The sequence below is a fragment of the Flavobacterium tagetis genome, assembly GCF_016735615.1.
Classification (GTDB): Bacteria; Bacteroidota; Bacteroidia; order Flavobacteriales; family Flavobacteriaceae; genus Flavobacterium; species Flavobacterium tagetis.
Map to the genome: position 1 here is coordinate 1,224,250 of NZ_JAERSF010000001.1, position 16,894 is coordinate 1,241,143.

General features: G+C 34.4%; 19 protein-coding genes. 8 read left to right on the forward strand and 11 right to left on the reverse strand.

Annotation, left to right across the window (positions count from 1 at the left end):
• Window positions 1-138: 138 nt before the first annotated feature.
• The 8 genes from hemF to hemA all read right to left on the reverse strand — a co-directional run bounded on the left by hemF (window position 139) and on the right by hemA (window position 6,866).
• Entirely contained in the window at window positions 139-1,044 is a 906-nt protein-coding gene (hemF, locus tag JI750_RS05290; protein WP_201999267.1) for an oxygen-dependent coproporphyrinogen oxidase, read from the reverse strand.
• The gene (locus JI750_RS05295; RefSeq protein WP_201999268.1) at window positions 1,041-1,586 is read right to left on the reverse strand and encodes a GNAT family N-acetyltransferase; all 546 of its coding nucleotides are present in this window, start codon (window positions 1,584-1,586) and stop codon (window positions 1,041-1,043) included. The genes hemF and JI750_RS05295 overlap by 4 nt, the downstream gene beginning before the upstream one ends.
• Window position 1,587: 1 nt before the next feature.
• Complete coding sequence (locus tag JI750_RS05300; protein WP_201999269.1) at window positions 1,588-1,965, reverse strand: hypothetical protein; 378 nt, start codon at window positions 1,963-1,965, stop codon at window positions 1,588-1,590.
• Between the two features lie 3 nt (window positions 1,966-1,968).
• Window positions 1,969-2,646, reverse strand: coding sequence for a hypothetical protein (locus tag JI750_RS05305; RefSeq protein WP_201999270.1), 678 nt, complete (start codon window positions 2,644-2,646; stop codon window positions 1,969-1,971).
• 77 nt (window positions 2,647-2,723) lie between these two features.
• Window positions 2,724-3,749: a uroporphyrinogen decarboxylase gene (gene hemE, locus JI750_RS05310; RefSeq protein ID WP_201999271.1), complete on the reverse strand. Its 1,026-nt coding sequence runs from the start codon at window positions 3,747-3,749 to the stop codon at window positions 2,724-2,726.
• Between the two features lie 90 nt (window positions 3,750-3,839).
• Window positions 3,840-4,505, reverse strand: a complete 666-nt coding sequence (locus JI750_RS05315; RefSeq protein WP_201999272.1) for a uroporphyrinogen-III synthase — start codon at window positions 4,503-4,505, stop codon at window positions 3,840-3,842.
• Window positions 4,505-5,428, reverse strand: coding sequence for a hydroxymethylbilane synthase (hemC, locus tag JI750_RS05320; protein WP_201999273.1), 924 nt, complete (start codon window positions 5,426-5,428; stop codon window positions 4,505-4,507). Before hemC ends, JI750_RS05315 begins: the two co-directional genes overlap by 1 nt.
• A gap of 187 nt (window positions 5,429-5,615) precedes the next feature.
• Window positions 5,616-6,866 carry a glutamyl-tRNA reductase gene (hemA, locus tag JI750_RS05325; protein WP_073410229.1) on the reverse strand — a complete coding sequence of 417 codons (1,251 nt, stop codon included), beginning with the start codon at window positions 6,864-6,866 and terminating at the stop codon, window positions 5,616-5,618.
• 227 nt (window positions 6,867-7,093) lie between these two features.
• Here hemA and JI750_RS05330 point away from each other — a divergent pair, with 227 nt between their 5' ends.
• From JI750_RS05330 to JI750_RS05360, 7 genes are all read left to right on the forward strand, one after another.
• On the forward strand, window positions 7,094-7,969 hold the full coding sequence (locus JI750_RS05330) for an AraC family transcriptional regulator (protein ID WP_201999274.1): 876 nt from the start codon (window positions 7,094-7,096) through the stop codon (window positions 7,967-7,969).
• 188 nt (window positions 7,970-8,157) lie between these two features.
• On the forward strand, window positions 8,158-9,177 hold the full coding sequence (hemH, locus tag JI750_RS05335) for a ferrochelatase (RefSeq protein ID WP_201999275.1): 1,020 nt from the start codon (window positions 8,158-8,160) through the stop codon (window positions 9,175-9,177).
• Window positions 9,178-9,194: 17 nt separating this feature from the next.
• On the forward strand, window positions 9,195-9,767 hold the full coding sequence (locus JI750_RS05340; RefSeq protein ID WP_201999276.1) for a hypothetical protein: 573 nt from the start codon (window positions 9,195-9,197) through the stop codon (window positions 9,765-9,767).
• Entirely contained in the window at window positions 9,767-10,315 is a 549-nt protein-coding gene (locus tag JI750_RS05345; protein ID WP_177211580.1) for a CopD family protein, read from the forward strand. The genes JI750_RS05340 and JI750_RS05345 overlap by 1 nt, the downstream gene beginning before the upstream one ends.
• Window positions 10,316-10,442: 127 nt before the next feature.
• Window positions 10,443-11,858: a sensor histidine kinase gene (locus JI750_RS05350; RefSeq protein WP_111377698.1), complete on the forward strand. Its 1,416-nt coding sequence runs from the start codon at window positions 10,443-10,445 to the stop codon at window positions 11,856-11,858.
• Between the two features lie 12 nt (window positions 11,859-11,870).
• On the forward strand, window positions 11,871-12,653 hold the full coding sequence (locus JI750_RS05355) for an enoyl-CoA hydratase/isomerase family protein (protein ID WP_201999277.1): 783 nt from the start codon (window positions 11,871-11,873) through the stop codon (window positions 12,651-12,653).
• A 117-nt stretch (window positions 12,654-12,770) separates the two neighbouring features.
• Complete coding sequence (locus JI750_RS05360) at window positions 12,771-13,172, forward strand: hypothetical protein (protein WP_201999278.1); 402 nt, start codon at window positions 12,771-12,773, stop codon at window positions 13,170-13,172.
• Between the two features lie 182 nt (window positions 13,173-13,354).
• Here JI750_RS05360 and JI750_RS05365 read toward each other — a convergent pair whose 3' ends face one another.
• From JI750_RS05365 to JI750_RS05375, 3 genes are all read right to left on the reverse strand, one after another.
• Window positions 13,355-14,008, reverse strand: coding sequence for a metal-dependent transcriptional regulator (locus JI750_RS05365; protein WP_201999279.1), 654 nt, complete (start codon window positions 14,006-14,008; stop codon window positions 13,355-13,357).
• 103 nt (window positions 14,009-14,111) lie between these two features.
• Window positions 14,112-15,980 carry an Nramp family divalent metal transporter gene (locus JI750_RS05370; protein ID WP_201999280.1) on the reverse strand — a complete coding sequence of 623 codons (1,869 nt, stop codon included), beginning with the start codon at window positions 15,978-15,980 and terminating at the stop codon, window positions 14,112-14,114.
• 74 nt (window positions 15,981-16,054) lie between these two features.
• Window positions 16,055-16,447, reverse strand: a complete 393-nt coding sequence (locus JI750_RS05375; RefSeq protein WP_177211585.1) for a Fur family transcriptional regulator — start codon at window positions 16,445-16,447, stop codon at window positions 16,055-16,057.
• 93 nt (window positions 16,448-16,540) lie between these two features.
• On the opposite strand from JI750_RS05375, the gene JI750_RS05380 reads away from it, so the two are divergent.
• Complete coding sequence (locus JI750_RS05380; RefSeq protein WP_201999281.1) at window positions 16,541-16,894, forward strand: MerC domain-containing protein; 354 nt, start codon at window positions 16,541-16,543, stop codon at window positions 16,892-16,894.

Consider the following 16,894-nt stretch of genomic DNA (forward strand, 5'->3'; position numbering starts at 1 on the left):
CATAGTTTTAGATAATTTGAAAAGACGTTTAATTTAAATAATCCACACATCTAGCTATGTGAAAAAACACAATTTTCTAAAATCACCTCTAAGATAGGTCTTTAAATCTATGTTTCTATGTGTTAATTAAATTTTAGGTTACGAAATCCACTCACGCGGATTTGTCAACACATTAATCAATTTCTCTTCTTCGCTTCCTGTTTCTGGATGATGATCATAAACCCATTGAACATGCGGAGGCAAACTCATCAAAATACTTTCGATTCTTCCGTTTGTTTTTAAACCGAATAAAGTTCCTTTATCATGAACCAAATTAAACTCAACGTAACGTCCACGACGGATTTCTTGCCAGTTTCTGTTTTCTGGGGTATATTCTAAATTCTTTCTTCTTTCTACAATTGGCACATACGCTTCAAGGAAACTATTTCCAACTTCGGTTACAAAATCATACCAGTTTTCCATTGACATTTGTTCATTTGCTTTGCAATAATCAAAGAACAAACCGCCAAGTCCGCGGGCCTCATTTCGGTGTGCATTCCAGAAATACGAATCACATTGTTTTTTATATTTAGGATAAAACTCTGGATTATGTTTGTCGCAAGCTATTTTACAAGTTTGGTGAAAGTGTTTTGCATCTTCTTCAAACAAATAATAAGGCGTCAAATCCTGTCCGCCACCAAACCATTGTTCGATTACTTTTCCAGATTCGTCGTACATTTCAAAATATCGCCAATTGGCGTGCACGGTAGGAACCATCGGGTTTTTCGGGTGAATTACTAAACTTAATCCGCAGGCAAAGAAATCGGCTTCGCCAACTCCAAACATTTTTTGCATTGTTTCAGGAAGTTTTCCGTGAACGGCAGAAATGTTTACACCGCCTTTTTCAAAAACATTTCCGTTTTCAATAACGCGTGTTCTTCCGCCTCCGCCTTCTGGACGTTTCCATAAATCTTCACGGAATTTTGCCGTTCCGTCAACAGCTTCTAATCCAGTGCAGATCTGGTCTTGTAAATTTTGTATGTATGCGTAAAATTTGTCTTTCATGATTTAATATATTCTGATTTAAGAAGTCCGAAGTAAACAGAGTTTTGCAAAGTGCCGTCACCATTTCTAAATTCGTCTCTTAAAATTCCTTCTTGTTTAAAATTATGTTTTAATGCAATTCGCTGACTTGCCAAATTAACTTCAGATGTACAGATGAAAACTTTATTAAGCTCCAATTCATTGAAACAAAAATCAAGGGCATCAGAAACCATTTTTGAGGTAATTCCTCTTCCTTGATAATCTTCATCAATAAAATATCCGAATTCACATTTTGAAATGCGATAATCGATCGTTTTTACACATAAATAACCAATTAAATTGTTGGTTTTAATATCTCGGGCATAAAAATGAAAACCTTCTTTGTTTCTCTCTTTATCGACGCTTAGCGATATGAAATTTTGAGCTTTTTCAGGAGAATCTGAATTGGTAAGAGTGACAGGAAATGTCTTTCCTATGTGAGTTTTATTTTTATCAATCAGTTTGTAGAATTCTTCGGGAAGAATAGCATCGATTCGGTCTGTTTTCCAATCTGTAAAACTCATTTTATTTTTTTTTAATTGATGAAATTTTCGAGTTTATTCCGAAAGAAAAAACTTTGCTTTCTTGTTGGATATATTGATATATTGCGAGGGCTTTTTCTAGAAAGTCAAATTGTTTCTCGGCAGAAAGGCCCATTAAAATATCAGCAAATTGTTCTTGCTGATTCCAGTCTAAATGGCATTGTTGAAGAAGAAGAATTAATTCCTCTTCTGGAATTTCAATTGTCCTTTGTAGGCTTAAGCCAAAACTTTTCAATTGTTCATCAATAAGACTTGTATCTTCAGCATTCCAAAACTTCGGGACAAAAATTAATGCATGCAAAGTTCGTAGAGTATTCTCTATTCTAATAGATTCTTCGTCTCGTAAACCTTTATTCAACATAATTTAGAATTTATTCGATTTGACAGTCGTTCGGCTGAAAACTAGTTTTTCATTTTGAAAAGAATCTTTTTTACCGAAGCTTTTTAGTATTCGATAAACAAAATATAAAACAGGCAAAGCATAGTAAACAAATCCCATACAGATAGGCACATAAGGCTTTTCTATAAACAGTCCGCTTGATTTAACGGTTTGAAAATAATGTGATTTTTCTAAAAACTCATTTGTCAATCCGAATGGAGGGACTATGGAATTTCCAATGCAAACCGCTAGGATTAAGAAAAAGTAGAAAACCGCTTTTGCCGCAGATTTTCCCATTTGATATACTCTGACTTCTGGCGCCACATTTGAAAAAGCAAATCTCATTCTGTTTAAAACAGTCAGAAGATAAATATACAAAATGTTAGTATTAACTACTGATTCATTAAAAGAATAGGCAAATAATCCATAGAGCGGGAAAAACACAAAAAGCGACCACTTTTTTGGCATAACCGCCATAAAAACTCCGGAGTGAACCATTATAAACTCAAAAGCCATCAAAACTGCCAAGTCATTTATAAGACTAACCGGGTGTAATTCAGGATGCGTCCAAACCATCAAAAACACGTAGGCGTAATAAGCCTGAAATCCGTATTCGATAAATGAAAACGGTGAGTTTCTGTTGAGGTTTAGGTTTGCGAGCATATTTTTGAGTTGATGGTTGTTGGTTTATGGTTGATAGTATTTATATCCAACATTATCAACCATAAACTATCAACTTATTAATTCCCGTATTCTTTAACCGCATCAATAAACGCTTTGGCGTGATCTACAGGAATATTTGGTAAAATTCCGTGACCTAAATTTACGATATATTTATCTTTTCCGAATTCGTCGATCATTTCGTGAACCATTTTCTTGATAGTCGGAATTGGAGAAAGCAATCTTGACGGATCAAAGTTTCCTTGTAAAGTAATGTTTCCACCAGACAAATAACGAGCATTTCTAGCCGAACAAGTCCAGTCAACTCCTAATGCAGAAGCTCTACTTTTACCCATGTCGCCAAGTGCAAACCAACATCCTTTTCCGAAAACAATAACCGGAGTGATATCTGCTAAAGCGTCAACAATCTGGTTGATGTATTTCCACGAAAATTCCTGATAATCCACAGGAGAAAGCATTCCTCCCCAAGAATCAAAAATCTGAACAGCATTTACTCCCGATTTTATTTTTTCTTTTAAATATAAAATAGTTGTATCTGTGATTTTTTGTAATAATGTGTGTGCTGCAGCTGGATTTGAGAAACAGAATCCTTTTGCAGTATCAAAACTTTTAGACCCTTTTCCTTCAACAGCATAACAGAAAATTGTCCACGGCGAACCTGCGAAACCAATTAATGGCACTTCATCGTTCAACATTTCTTTAGTCAATTTCACCGCGTCAAAAACGTAACCTAAAGTTTCATTTACATCTGGAACATAAACTTTGTGAACATCTGCCAAAGAACGAATCGGATTTGGAATAATCGGACCCAAATTGTCTTTTAATTCTACGTGAATTCCCATAGCACGAGGAACTACCAAAATATCTGAGAATAAAATTGCAGCGTCTGGAGCAATTCTACGAATTGGTTGAACTGTAATTTCGGCCGCTAATTCTGGAGTTTCACAACGAGTAAAAAAATCATATTTATCACGAAGTTCTCTAAACTCTGGTAGATATCTCCCTGCCTGACGCATCATCCATACTGGTGGGCGCTGAACTGTTTCTCCTTTTAATGCTCTTAAAAATAGGTCGTTTTTTAACATTTTTTCTTTGCTTTAGGCTTTAAGCTTTAGGCTTTAAGCTTGTTTAACTATGATTTTTTTGCTTACGGCTTACTGCCTAAAGCTTATTGCTTATTTATACTCGTGAATTACATCTTCGATCACGTCTTCAATTGTTGGCTGATCTGCGATGATGATGTTTTTTGTGATTTTTGATAAAGCTTCTGCAGTTGTGTCACCAATGCAGAAACAGATTTGTTTATTTATGGTATTATGTTTCAGAAAACTTTTAACTCCGGAAGGGCTAAAAAACAAAACCGCTTCTGGATTTGCTTTTATTTTCTGAGGTTGTAATGTAGTTTCGTAAACCTGAATTTCATTGAATTTAATTCCGTTTTCTTTTAAAGCATCTGGCAAAGTATCTCTTCTCAAGTTTCCACTAAAAAAAGTATAGCTTTCATTTCCATAAATCAAAGTGATAATTTCAGCCAAATCAGCAGCGTAACCTGTGTAAGCCACAACATTAAAGCCATTATCGCTTAAAAGCGTTTTGGTCTTAAGGCCAACGCAATAGACGTTTTTCTTTTTTAACTGCTCTGAATTAGAATGAGATAAAACACTGTGAACAGCATTTTGACTTGTAAAAATCAGACTTTCGTTGAGGTCTTTTAATTCGAAAGCCTTGTTTTCGGTTTTAATGAAATCGGCTTCGATTAATTCGACGCCATATTTCATCAACTCTTGTTTATGAAGTGGAGATAATATTTTAGTAGATAATATTTGAACTGATTTTGCCATTATTTCTTCAGAGATTCTTTAATTTTCTGCATTAATTCAGTTCCGCCATTATTCAAAATCTCTTGTGCAGAGTTGAAACCTAATTTTTTCCATTCAGAGATGTCAACCGTTTTGTCAATTTCCAGTTTTTGTTTTCCGTCAATAGAAAGTAAAACACCTTGAAAATGTAAAGTGTCTTCATCTTCGTTATAAGTTACTAAAGCTCCAATTGGGGCAGTACATCCACCTTCAAGAGTTCTTAAAAATTGACGTTCTATATAAGTACAGATTTCAGTTTCGATATCATTTAACTGAGAAAGTGCATCCAAAGTATAATTGTCATTCTCCATTGCCACAACAAGCATTGCTCCTTGAGCCGGCGCTGGAATCATCCAATCTAAATTGATGTAATTTTCAGGTTTCAGATTAATTCTTTCCAAACCAGCCGCCGCAAAAACAGCTCCGTCCCAATTATTATCTTGTAGTTTTTGCATACGTGTATTTACGTTTCCACGTAAATCAACTACTGTATGATTTGGGTATTTATTGAACCATTGTGCCTGGCGACGCAAACTTCCGGTTGCTATTGTGCTTGGATTTGTAAAATCAGGATTTCCTTTATGGACTAAAATATCCAAAACATTGGCTCTTGGTAAAACTGCAGCCTGAACAATTCCTTTTGGCAAAGCTGTTGGAACATCTTTCATAGAATGGACAGCAATGTCACAATCTCCATTGATCATAGCAATGTCAAGCGTTTTGGTAAAAATTCCAGTAATTCCTAATTCGTAAAGAGGTTTGTCCAGAATAATATCGCCTTGAGATTTTACGGCAACAATAGAGGTTTTATACCCTAAGTCGTTTAGTTTTTTCTCGACAGTATGTGCTTGCCAAAGTGCTAATTCGCTATCGCGCGTTCCAATTCTGATTGTTTTTTCAGCCATGTTTTGTTTTTTAAACCATATAAGTTATATAAGTAAATTTAAGCGGTTTGAGTAAAACACAGTTTAAATAGTCTGATATAACTTTTTGTTTTTTTTGAACCATATAAGTTATATAAGTAATTTAAGCAGTTTGGGTAAAACACAGTTTTTAAATGAACTTATATAACTTATATGGTTTAAATTTTATTTAAGATGCTTTTATTTTGAAGACTTTTTCGATCCATTCGATACTTTCATCAACCATGGTATCGTCGTCTTTTAAATGATTTGCAAAATGAGTAGTGATTTTCTGAATGATTCTGTTACTGATAATTTCAGCTTGCTCTTCATTGAAATCGGCGATTTTTTTGCTTTGAAAATCCAATTCAGAAGCTTTAATAGCGTTTAATTTCTCTTTTAAAGCATTAATTGTTGGAGCAAATTTTCTGCCTTTCATCCAAGTAACAAATTCTTCTTTGATTTCTTCGATGATCGCTTCAGCAGCCGGAATGTGTAATTTTCTGTTTTCTAGGGTTTCATCTGTCAATTGAGACAAATAATCCATGTGAATTAAAGTTACACCTTCTAATTCCTCAACATTTTCATGAACGTTTTTCGGAATAGACAAATCCAGAATCAACAAGGGTTTTTTAAGATTCAAAATTGCTTTGTCAACCGTTGGGTTTTGTGCGCCTGTTGCTACAACCACAACATCGGCTTTTTGAAGTTCTAAATGCAATTCAGAGTAATCTTTAACAATCAGATTTAATTTTCCTGCTAATTTCTCTGCTTTATCTTTAGTACGGTTGATTAAAGTAATGTGTTCGTTTTTGGTATGTTTTACTAAATTCTCACATGTATTTCTCCCGATTTTTCCAGTTCCAAAAAGTAAAATATTTTTGTTGCTGATATCTTCAACATTTTTCAAAATATATTGTACAGATGCAAAAGAAACCGAAGTAGCACCAGAACTAATTTCTGTTTCCGTTTTAATTCTTTTGCTTGCCTGAATTACCGCATTGACCAATCTTTCCATAAAAGCATTGGCTAATCCCATTGATTTTGAATGTGTAAAACTGGTTTTTATTTGAGATATAATTTCAAAATCGCCTAAGATCTGACTGTCTAAACCAGTTCCTACACGAAACATATGATTAATCGCTTCTTGATTTTTGTAAACGAAACCAACTTTTTGAAAAGCATCAACAGAACCGTTGCTGTTGTCGCAGATAAGTTTTATTAATTGAAATGGGTGTTCGGCAAAACCGTAGATTTCGGTTCTGTTGCAAGTTGAAGTAACCAGTAAACTTTCTATTCCATCGTTTTTAGCTTGTTCCAGTAAACGTGTTTTCGCAACGGCATCCAAACTAAATTGACCTCTAACCTCAGCATCAGCTTTTTTATAACTCAGACCAACTGAGTAAAAATAAAGGTGTTTCGGTACGTTATTGTTTTCCATAAATTCACTTTCATAAAAGTGCAACAAAATTATTACTATACCATCGATAAAAATAACGCTAAAAGTACTTTTTATGTCGCTGTATGTTTTTTTGAACCTAAATAGGTGTTTTTGAGTAAAAAGGACTACTTTTGTAGCAAAATCAACTCATTTGAAGTGATTAGTTTAGAGTCGTTCTAAATAACATTTTGAGTTTGTTTCGATTTTTGTTTCAAAAAAATATCGCTATGGGTTCTCAAGAAATTATAAAAATTGAAGACGACTTTACGCTGATCCGTTTTCAAAATGACGGTCTGGAGCCATTTTATGCACAGCATGAAATAATAGGTACTGGCCTGATACAGTTTCACTTCGGGATAAAAGGAAATGCAAAATTCTTATTCAATCAAGGCAATTATGCTTTAGAATTGAAAGAAGAAAAATCGCTGCTTTTATACAATCCACAGAAAGAATTGCCACTAAATTTAGAGCTGGCTCCAAACTCGTGGGCGATTTCAGTAATTGTTTCAATCAAGAAATTTCACGCGTTATTTTCTGCGGAAGCCGATTATATTACTTTTCTAAGTCCTGACAATAAGGATAAAAAGTATTATAACGAAGGAAATATCAGTCCGTCAATGGCAATTGTTTTGAGTCAACTGTTTCATTACAATCTTCATCCATCCATAAAAAACCTTTATTATAAAGGAAAAGGATACGAATTGCTGAGTTTATATTTTAATAGAACTGAAGACCCAAATGCAGAACAATGTCCGTTTTTGATTGACGAAGACAATGTTTTAAAAATCAGAAAAGCAAAAGAAATTGTAATCGCGAATATGGCCGAACCGCCAGGATTACAAGAATTGGCAGATGAAATTGGTCTGAATTTGAAAAAACTGAAAATGGGTTTCAAACAAATTTATGGCGATACGGTTTACGGTTTTCTTTTCGATTATAAAATGGATTTTGCTAGAAAACTACTAGACAGCGGATCATATAATGTAAACGAAGTAGGTTTGAAAATAGGCTACAGCACCGGGAGTCATTTTATAGCTGCTTTCAAAAAGAAATTCGGAACAACTCCAAAGAAATATTTAATGTCGATTAATGCGAATGTTTAATCTGTTAGCACGAATTCACGAATTAATCTGCAAAAATCTGCATGAAAAAATTCCTCGAATTAGCTAAATCAATTTTGAATATTCGATAATAAAGAAAAAGTAATAATTATCATATTTCGAATAAAGTACAGCGTTTACTTTTGCCGAAATTTTTAAAAATAAATAAAAAGCTTAAAGCAAAAAACATAATGAAAGGCGCACTTTTAATAAACTTAGGATCACCAGACAGTCCAACACCAAAAGATGTAAAACCCTATTTAGACGAATTTTTAATGGATAAATATGTGATCGATGTTCCGTATTTATTGAGAGCATTATTAGTTCGCGGAATTATTTTAAGAAAAAGACCGGAAGAATCAGCTCACGCTTACGCGAAAATCTGGTGGGAAGAAGGTTCTCCGTTAATCGTTCTTTCTGAAAGAATGCATAAAAAAGTACAGCCTTTATCAAATATTCCAGTTTCGCTTGCAATGCGTTACGGATCTATGACAATCGAAAAAGGTTTACAGGAATTGAGCGATCAAGGTGTTACTGAGGTTTTACTTTTCCCGCTGTATCCACAATATGCAATGGCTTCTACTTTGACAATTTTAGTTTTAGCAGAAGAAATTCGTAAGAAGAAATTTCCTCATATGAAATTTACTGATGTTCCAGCGTTTTACAACAAACCGGATTACATCAAAAACGTAGCTGATTCAATTGAAAAACATTTAAGAGGTTTTGAATATGACCAATTGGTGTTTTCATATCACGGAATTCCAGAGCGCCACGTTCGTAAAACCGATAAAACAAAATCGCATAAAAAATTCGTAACCAACGAAATGTGCTGTGAAGTGGGAACTCCAGAAGCAGAATTCTGCTATAGAACACATTGTTACGAAACAACTCGTTTAGTTGTAGAGCAATTAGGAATTCCGAAAGACAAATATTGCGTTACTTTCCAGTCAAGATTGGCGGGCGATAAATGGCTTGAACCATATACAGATGTTGAAATTGACAATATGCCAGCACGTGGAATTAAGAAAATTGCGGTTGTAACTCCAGCTTTCGTTACCGATTGTTTAGAAACTTTAGAGGAAATCGCAATGCGTGCCAAAGAAGATTTTGAAGCAAATGGAGGAGAAGAGTTTTTAGCAATTCCATGTTTGAACGATGATGACGAATGGTGCCAAACTGTTTCTAATTGGATTAATGACTGGGCTAAATAATTTCAATTTTTTATTAAATGAATAGATTAAATTTTTTTTCGGTTTTACTTTTAGTTTTAATAACAATAACGGCATGTAAGAAGAAAAACACTTTTGAAAATAATCGGTTTTTCGACAAAACTTTCAATTGGGAAATTGCAATTCCGGATGATTATGAAAAAGTAATCCAAAAAGAAAGAGGAGAATTAAAAGGAGATACAGCTTTAGTTAAAAAAGAGCATTCTATTGTTGCTTTTAAAAGAGATAAAGCAAATTACTTTTCTGCTAATTACGAAAATTTTGCAGCTGGAAATATTGGTGGTGTGGATTTAAAAATGAGATTAAAAGATTTTCTTATTTTAAAAGATATTGGAAAAGTTTACCCAAAAGGTAAGATGGGAGATTACTCAGTAAGCAGTGAAAATATTTCTGGTTTGAAATTTAGAAAATCAGAAATCGAAGTTACTGAAGGCGGAAAAACAGTTGCTACAGCAGTAATTTTTTCGAAAGAATTTGGAGACAAAATCTTTATAGCTTCAATAATTTATGAAGATGAAGATTACGGCAAAGAAATGATTGATCTTTTTAAAAAATCTACATTTAAGAAATAATGGAATACTATAATTATCTCAAATCACTTCATCTTATATTCGTAATCACTTGGTTTGCGGGTTTGTTTTATATTGTGCGATTGTTTGTGTATCAAATAGAAGCCAACGAAAAACCTTCGCCAGAAAAAGAAATTCTACAGGCACAATACAAAATAATGGCCTACCGTTTGTGGTACATTATTACATGGCCATCGGCGGTTTTGGCAAGTATCTTTGCTTTCTGGATGCTATTTTTTACAGATGCAGGAAGCGTTTGGATTAAAATGCCATGGATGCACGTAAAATTATGTTTCGTTTTCCTTTTATATTTATATCACGGAAAATGCCATCAGATTTTTAAACAGTTACAAAGAGACGAGGTAAAATACTCAAATAATTTCATGCGTTTATGGAATGAAGGCGCAACGATTATTCTGTTTGCTGTTGTATTTTTAGTAGTTTTAAAAAGCGCCATTAACTGGATTTTCGGTGTAATCGGAATTATTTTATTTTCGGTTTTAATTATGCTTGGATTCAGGTTTTATAAAAGAATAAGAGAGAGAAAATAGTTATGAGTTATGAATTATGAGTTGTAAGTTTATGACACATAATTCATAACTCAAAACTCATAATTTAAAAAACATGCTAAACTTCAAAATGTCAATGCTGTCGCTTCGTACTAGGATTTTCCTGTCGATGATTGTATTAATTGTGGTAGCATCTTTTTTATTGGCTTCGATTTCGATTATTCAGTTTAAAACTGAGGCCAAAGAATATCATCAGGAACGTTTAGAACGAAAAGAAAATGCGGTAAAAGAGCATATCAATTACGTTCTGGCGACCACAACTTATCCGCTAAAAACTCAGAATTTAGATTTAATTTTTAAAGATAAAATTCATGAGCTAGCGCAGATTCATAAAATCGAAATCAATATTTATAGTTTGGATGGAAAACTTTTAAAATCATCCAAAGAGTCTTTTGCGGTTGATAAAATTGCACCTCCAATTCCAGAATATATTCTTAAACTCGTTCGTTCTTCTATTGAAAAACGTTTTGTAGACATTAAAACAATCGACGGAGTTAAGAACAGATCTTCATACAGTTTAATTAAAGACGAAAAATTCAAACCGCTCGGAATCCTGAATCTTCCTTATTTAGAAGATGATGGATATTACGATAACGAGTTGAATACTTTTTTGATTCGTCTGAGTCAGGTTTATTCTTTTATGTTAATCGTGGCTTTCGCGCTAGCGTATTTCCTTTCAACGTACATTACAAAATCACTAAAAACGATTTCTGAAAGATTAGAAGAAACCAATCTAGACCAGAAAAACGAGAAGATTGTTTTGGAAGCGAATAGTAAAGAAGTCAATTTCCTGATTACTGCTTATAACGGAATGGTAGACAAATTGGAAAAAAGTGCTATCAAACTAGCACAAAGCGAACGTGAAGAAGCTTGGCGCGAAATGGCAAAACAGGTTGCGCACGAAATCAAAAATCCGCTTACGCCGATGCGTTTGACGGTTCAGAGTTTCCAACGAAAATTTGATCCTTCTGCTCCCGACGTGAAGCAGAAAATGAATGATTACTCTGAAACTTTAATTCAGCAAATAGATACCATGACGGCAGTGGCTTCGGCATTTTCGAACTTTGCATCGATGCCGGCTCAGCAAAATGAAACTTTGAATGTTGTTGAGGTTGTAGAATTGGCTTTAGATATTTTCAACGAAGATTATATTTCTTTTGAAAAAGAAGAAGAAGAAATCATTTCTAAAATGGATCGTACGCAATTGATTCGTGTGATTACCAATTTGGTTAAAAATGCGACTCAGGCCATTCCAGAAAGTCAGTTTCACAAATCGATTGTGGTTACTGTAAAAAGACAGGATAACAATGTTGAAATCGCAGTAAAAGACAACGGAATCGGAATCCAAAAACAAGATATAGGAAGAATTTTTGAACCAAAATTTACCACAAAAACCAGTGGTATGGGACTTGGACTCGGAATTATCAAAAACATTATCGAAAATTACAAAGGAACAATTACCTTTGAGTCAACTTACGGAAAAGGAACTACGTTTACAGTTTCTCTCCCTATCACCAACTCATAAAAATATAGCGTCATGAATTACGAAAATATCTTAATCTCAATAGAAGAAAAAGTTGCTACAATTACAATTAACAGACCAACCAAATTGAATGCTTTAAACAAAGCAACGATTAGTGATCTGAGTGATGCTATTCAAGCATTAGCTAAAAATGATGATGTTCGTGTTGTTGTTTTAACCGGAAGCGGAGAAAAAGCTTTTGTAGCTGGAGCAGATATTTCGGAATTTGCCAATTATACTGTTGTTGAAGGCGCTCAATTAGCTGCTGAAGGGCAGGAATCTTTATTTGATTTTATTGAAAATCTTAAAAAACCAGTAATTGCTGCCGTAAATGGTTTCGCTCTTGGGGGCGGATTAGAACTGGCAATGGCTTGTCATTTTAGAATTGCTTCTGATAATGCTAAAATGGGACTCCCAGAAGTTACTCTTGGATTAATTCCGGGTTACGGAGGAACACAGCGCTTACCGCAATTAATTGGAAAAGGCCGTGCAATGGAATTGATTATGACTGCCGCGATGATTACTGCTGAACAAGCAAAAGATTATGGTTTAGTAAATTATGTTGTACCTCAGGAAGAATTACTTTCTTTTACAAATGTAATTGCTCAAAAAATCATCAAAAATGCACCATTTGCAATCGGAAAAGCGATAAAAGCCATTAATGCTAATTTTAAAGATGGTAAAAATGGTTTTGATACCGAAATAAAATCATTTGGAGAATGTTTTGGAACTCAAGACTTCAAAGAAGGAACAACAGCTTTCTTAGAAAAACGTAAAGCTGAATTTACAGGGAAATAAAATTTTCTTAACCGCAAAGTTCGCAAGGGATTACGCAAAGGACACAAGGAAATTTAAAAAACTTTGTGAACCTTGCGTAAATCTTTGCGAACTTTGCGGTTAAATAAACACAACAATATGTCATACGAACCAATATTTGCCCTTTTTTGTGAACGAGTTAAAGAAAGTATCCAAAGCGGAACTTTCGCTAAACTGACTTTGGCCAAAACGATGGGGGATACAGAACTTAAGAATGTATATTTCAGATTGGTTCTCAATGAAGATAATACATTCTCAATTTCGCTAACTTTTCGATACAAAACAGAAGAGGTTGAAAGTATTCACACTTTAGATGAAGCCTTATTGATTTTGGGAACACATATCAAAAATCCTTTTCTAACAGCACTTTTGTTTACAACAAATGATGATGTAACTTTCAAAGTCAATAAAAAGAATGCAGGAAGTATTATCGAGCAAGCACCGACATTTAAAAATGCTTCTCCGGTTATGCTGGAAATGATTGAAAAGGGGATTGTTTAAAGATTAATTTAAGTGGCTATGCCACTTATAGAACTTATTTGTCAGGCTGAGCGAAGTCGAAGCCTAAGTTTGCAGAATCACTTTGCGGAGCTTCGACTTCGCTCAGCCTGACAAAAAAATCTTGTTCAGACTCCTTAGTGTATCTCTGTGAAGCTTCTTAGCGTATCTCTGCGAAATAACCTCTAAACCAGCTTCACAAACAAATTAGAAGCAATTTTATTTGAAATAGATAATTCCCTTTCATTCACCTTAATTTTAACCGACAAATCGAAAGATTCTTTAGAAAGGAATTCAATTTTAGAACCTAAAGCAATTCCTTGTTTATCAAGATATTTCAAAAACTCTGATGAAGTATCTTTTACACCAACACAAACACCAGTTTGATTTTCTTCCAATTCAGATAAAAGCTGTTTTTCAATTTTAATGATTCGCCCATTTGCATCTGGAATTGGATCACCATGCGGATCTTCAGTAGGATTTCCTAGAAAATCATCCAAACGATTAATCAGTTGCTCCGATTTGATATGTTCCAATTGTTCTGCAATATCATGAACCTCATCCCAGCTGAAATTTAGTTTTTCAACCAGAAATACTTCCCAAAGACGATGTTTTCTAACAATCATTTTAGCAGCCAATTTTCCGTTTTCGGTTAACGAAACCCCTTGGTATTTTTTATAATTCACTAAATCTTTCTCTGCCAGCTTTTTAAGCATATCGGTTACAGAGGAAGCTTTCGTTTCCATAATTTCGGCAATGGCATTCGTGCTAACTTCTGTTTCTGATGCAGCAGTCAGATGATAAATCGATTTTAGGTAGTTTTCTTCTGAAAAGGTCATTTCTTTTGAGGTTCTAAGGTTCTAAGGGGCTGAGGTTCTAAGGTTTCTTTTAGGCTTTTTAATAAAAAGCTTAGAATCTTAGTAGCTTAGCATCTTAGAAACTTTATTTAACAATCAACAAAGGTATTGAAATTTTATGTCTCAATTTATCTACCGTTGTACCGAAAAGAATATCTTTTAGGCCAGTGTGGCCGTGGGTTCCCATTACGAGAATATCAAAAGTACCGCTATTGATGATTTCTGGAATTGTTTTGTTTGGTTTTCCAAAACCAAGTTCTGTTTCAATGCTAAATCCTTTTTCTGAAAGCATTTCCTTGTATTCTAAAAGCAATTTTTCATCAATCGTAGTTTCATGATCGTGAATATGAATTCCATACATCAAAGCGCCGACGGTTTCAACAATATGAATAAGCGTGTATTTGGCATCCATTCCGCCCAATTCAATGGCGTGATTAAGAGCCGCTTCATCGGCATTCGAAAAATCAACAGAAACTGCAATGTTTTTTACTTCGTGAGTTTTCTTTTGGGCAAAATGAAGTTTTAGATTGTGCGGTGAATGATTGATGGTTTTTGCTTTGAATTTGGCAATAAAAGGTTTGAAAACAATGTATAACAATAAAGCTGAGAATCCGAAAGCAAGCGGAACAACCGTAAGCCAAAGAACCATCGGATGATCTGAACTTGCTAGCCACGAGGTGATTTCGTCATAAACCAATTTCGCATTCAGAGAAACAATGATAGAGGCAATGATCCAAGAAACAACTTGAGTGGTTTTCGAAATATGAAAACCGTTCATTTTAGATTTATCACTCACAAAATGGATTAGCGGAATAATAGCAAACCCTAATTGTAAACTCAAAATAACCTGACTTAGAATTAGCAATTTCCCTGTTACACTTTCGCCATAAATTAAAATCACGATCACGGCAGGAATAATAGCAATCAAACGGGTTATAATTCTACGAACCCAAGGCTGAATTCTGAAATGAAGATAACCTTCCATTACAATTTGTCCGGCAAGCGTGCCAGTTACGGTCGAACTTTGTCCAGCAGCAATTAAAGCGACAGCAAATAAAATAGGCGCCCATTTCGTTCCTAACAATGGTTCAAGAAATTGGTGTGCGTCCTGAATTTCGGCAACTTCAAACATTCCGTTTTTATGGAAAGTTGCTGCAGCAAGAATTAAAATCGCAGCATTTACAAAGAAAGCTAGATTTAAAGCAATCGTAGAATCGATCAAATTGTATTTTAAGGCTTGTTTGATTCCTGCTGGAGTTCTATCAAATTTTCGTGTTTGCACTAAAGACGAATGCAAATACAAGTTATGCGGCATTACAGTTGCTCCGATAATTCCGATAGCAATATATAAAGCAGCTGAATTTGGAATTGAAGGAATAAGTCCTGCTAAAACTTTGTGCACTTCTGGTTCTGCAAAAATCATTTCGAAGATAAAAGAGAACCCAATAATCGCCACTAAAGCAATAATGAAGGCTTCCATCTTACGAATTCCTTTATTGATCAGGAAAAGCAGTAAAAAGGTGTCTAAAACGGTAATTAGAACAGCTTCGAGCAACGGAATCCCGAAAAGCAGATTAATTCCGATCGCCATTCCGAGAACTTCTGCTAAATCGCAGGCCGCAATTGCTATTTCGGCAAGGAAATATAAAATGTAGTTGATGTATTTGGAATAGGTTTCTCGAGAAGCTTGTGCGAGGTCGCGTTGCGTAACAATTCCGAGGCGAGCGCTTAAACTCTGCAAAAGCAAAGCCATTAAATTACTCATCAATAAAACCCAGACTAAAGTGTATCCGAATTGGCTTCCGCCGGCAATATCAGTCGCCCAGTTTCCTGGATCCATGTAGCCGACACTTACAAGATAAGCGGGGCCTAAGAAGGCTAAAATTTTTCTAAAACCCTTTTTTTTATTTTCTGTAGAAACCGATTCGTGGACTTCTTCTAAAGATTTGGTCATTGTAAAAGTATTGTTTTCACAAATATAGAGAAAAATTATATTCGCGAAACAATATTTTTAGACGAGTCTAAAAGTTAAATGTTAGAATTTAAACAATTCGGGCATAATCCAGATAACGTAAAATTGATTTCGTTCACTTTGTAATTGTGCGGCATAATGTAACTTGGCTTAACTGTTTCAAGGCATGTAATCTCATGACAATTCTCACAGCTAAAATGCGCATGATTGTGAATATGCACGCGCTGATGCGAATGGTTGCATTTGGCATACTTTACCGTTCCGTCAAGATTCGAAATTTTATGAATGACATCTTCATTAATCAAACGGTCCAAAATTCTGTAAATAGTAACGCGATCGCACAAATCATTTAATTGTTTCTGAATTTCGGTATGCGAAAGAGCCGTTTTAGATTTTTCAAACACCTCTAAAACAGCCGTCTTTGCTGCGGTATTACGTGTAGTTTTCATTTTTTACGAAATTAAAATTTAAACGCAACAATGTTGCAATTGATAAAATTGTATATATTTGCAACAAAATTGCATTAAGCAAATGTACATGAAATGAAGAAAATAAGCACATCCTTTTACGATATTTTAGGAATTTCAAGCGCGACCATCTGTTTGGTTCACTGCTTGATTTTTCCTCTTTTGACAATCCTTCCATTAGGACTGAGTCACAATCCAATTATAGATTTACTATTTGCTTCGATAGGTTTATTTGCAATTCTCAAAATTATAAAAAAATCAGCTCTTTTGGTATCGTCCATTTTAGTTGTTTCAATGGCACTTATTTGGATTAGTGTTTTGACAGAACTTTTATTAGACATTCATTTAGATTTGATTTATTTCGGAGGATTCGGAATGATCATCGGGCATTTGATCAATTACAAATTACATAGAAATCAAAATCATTAA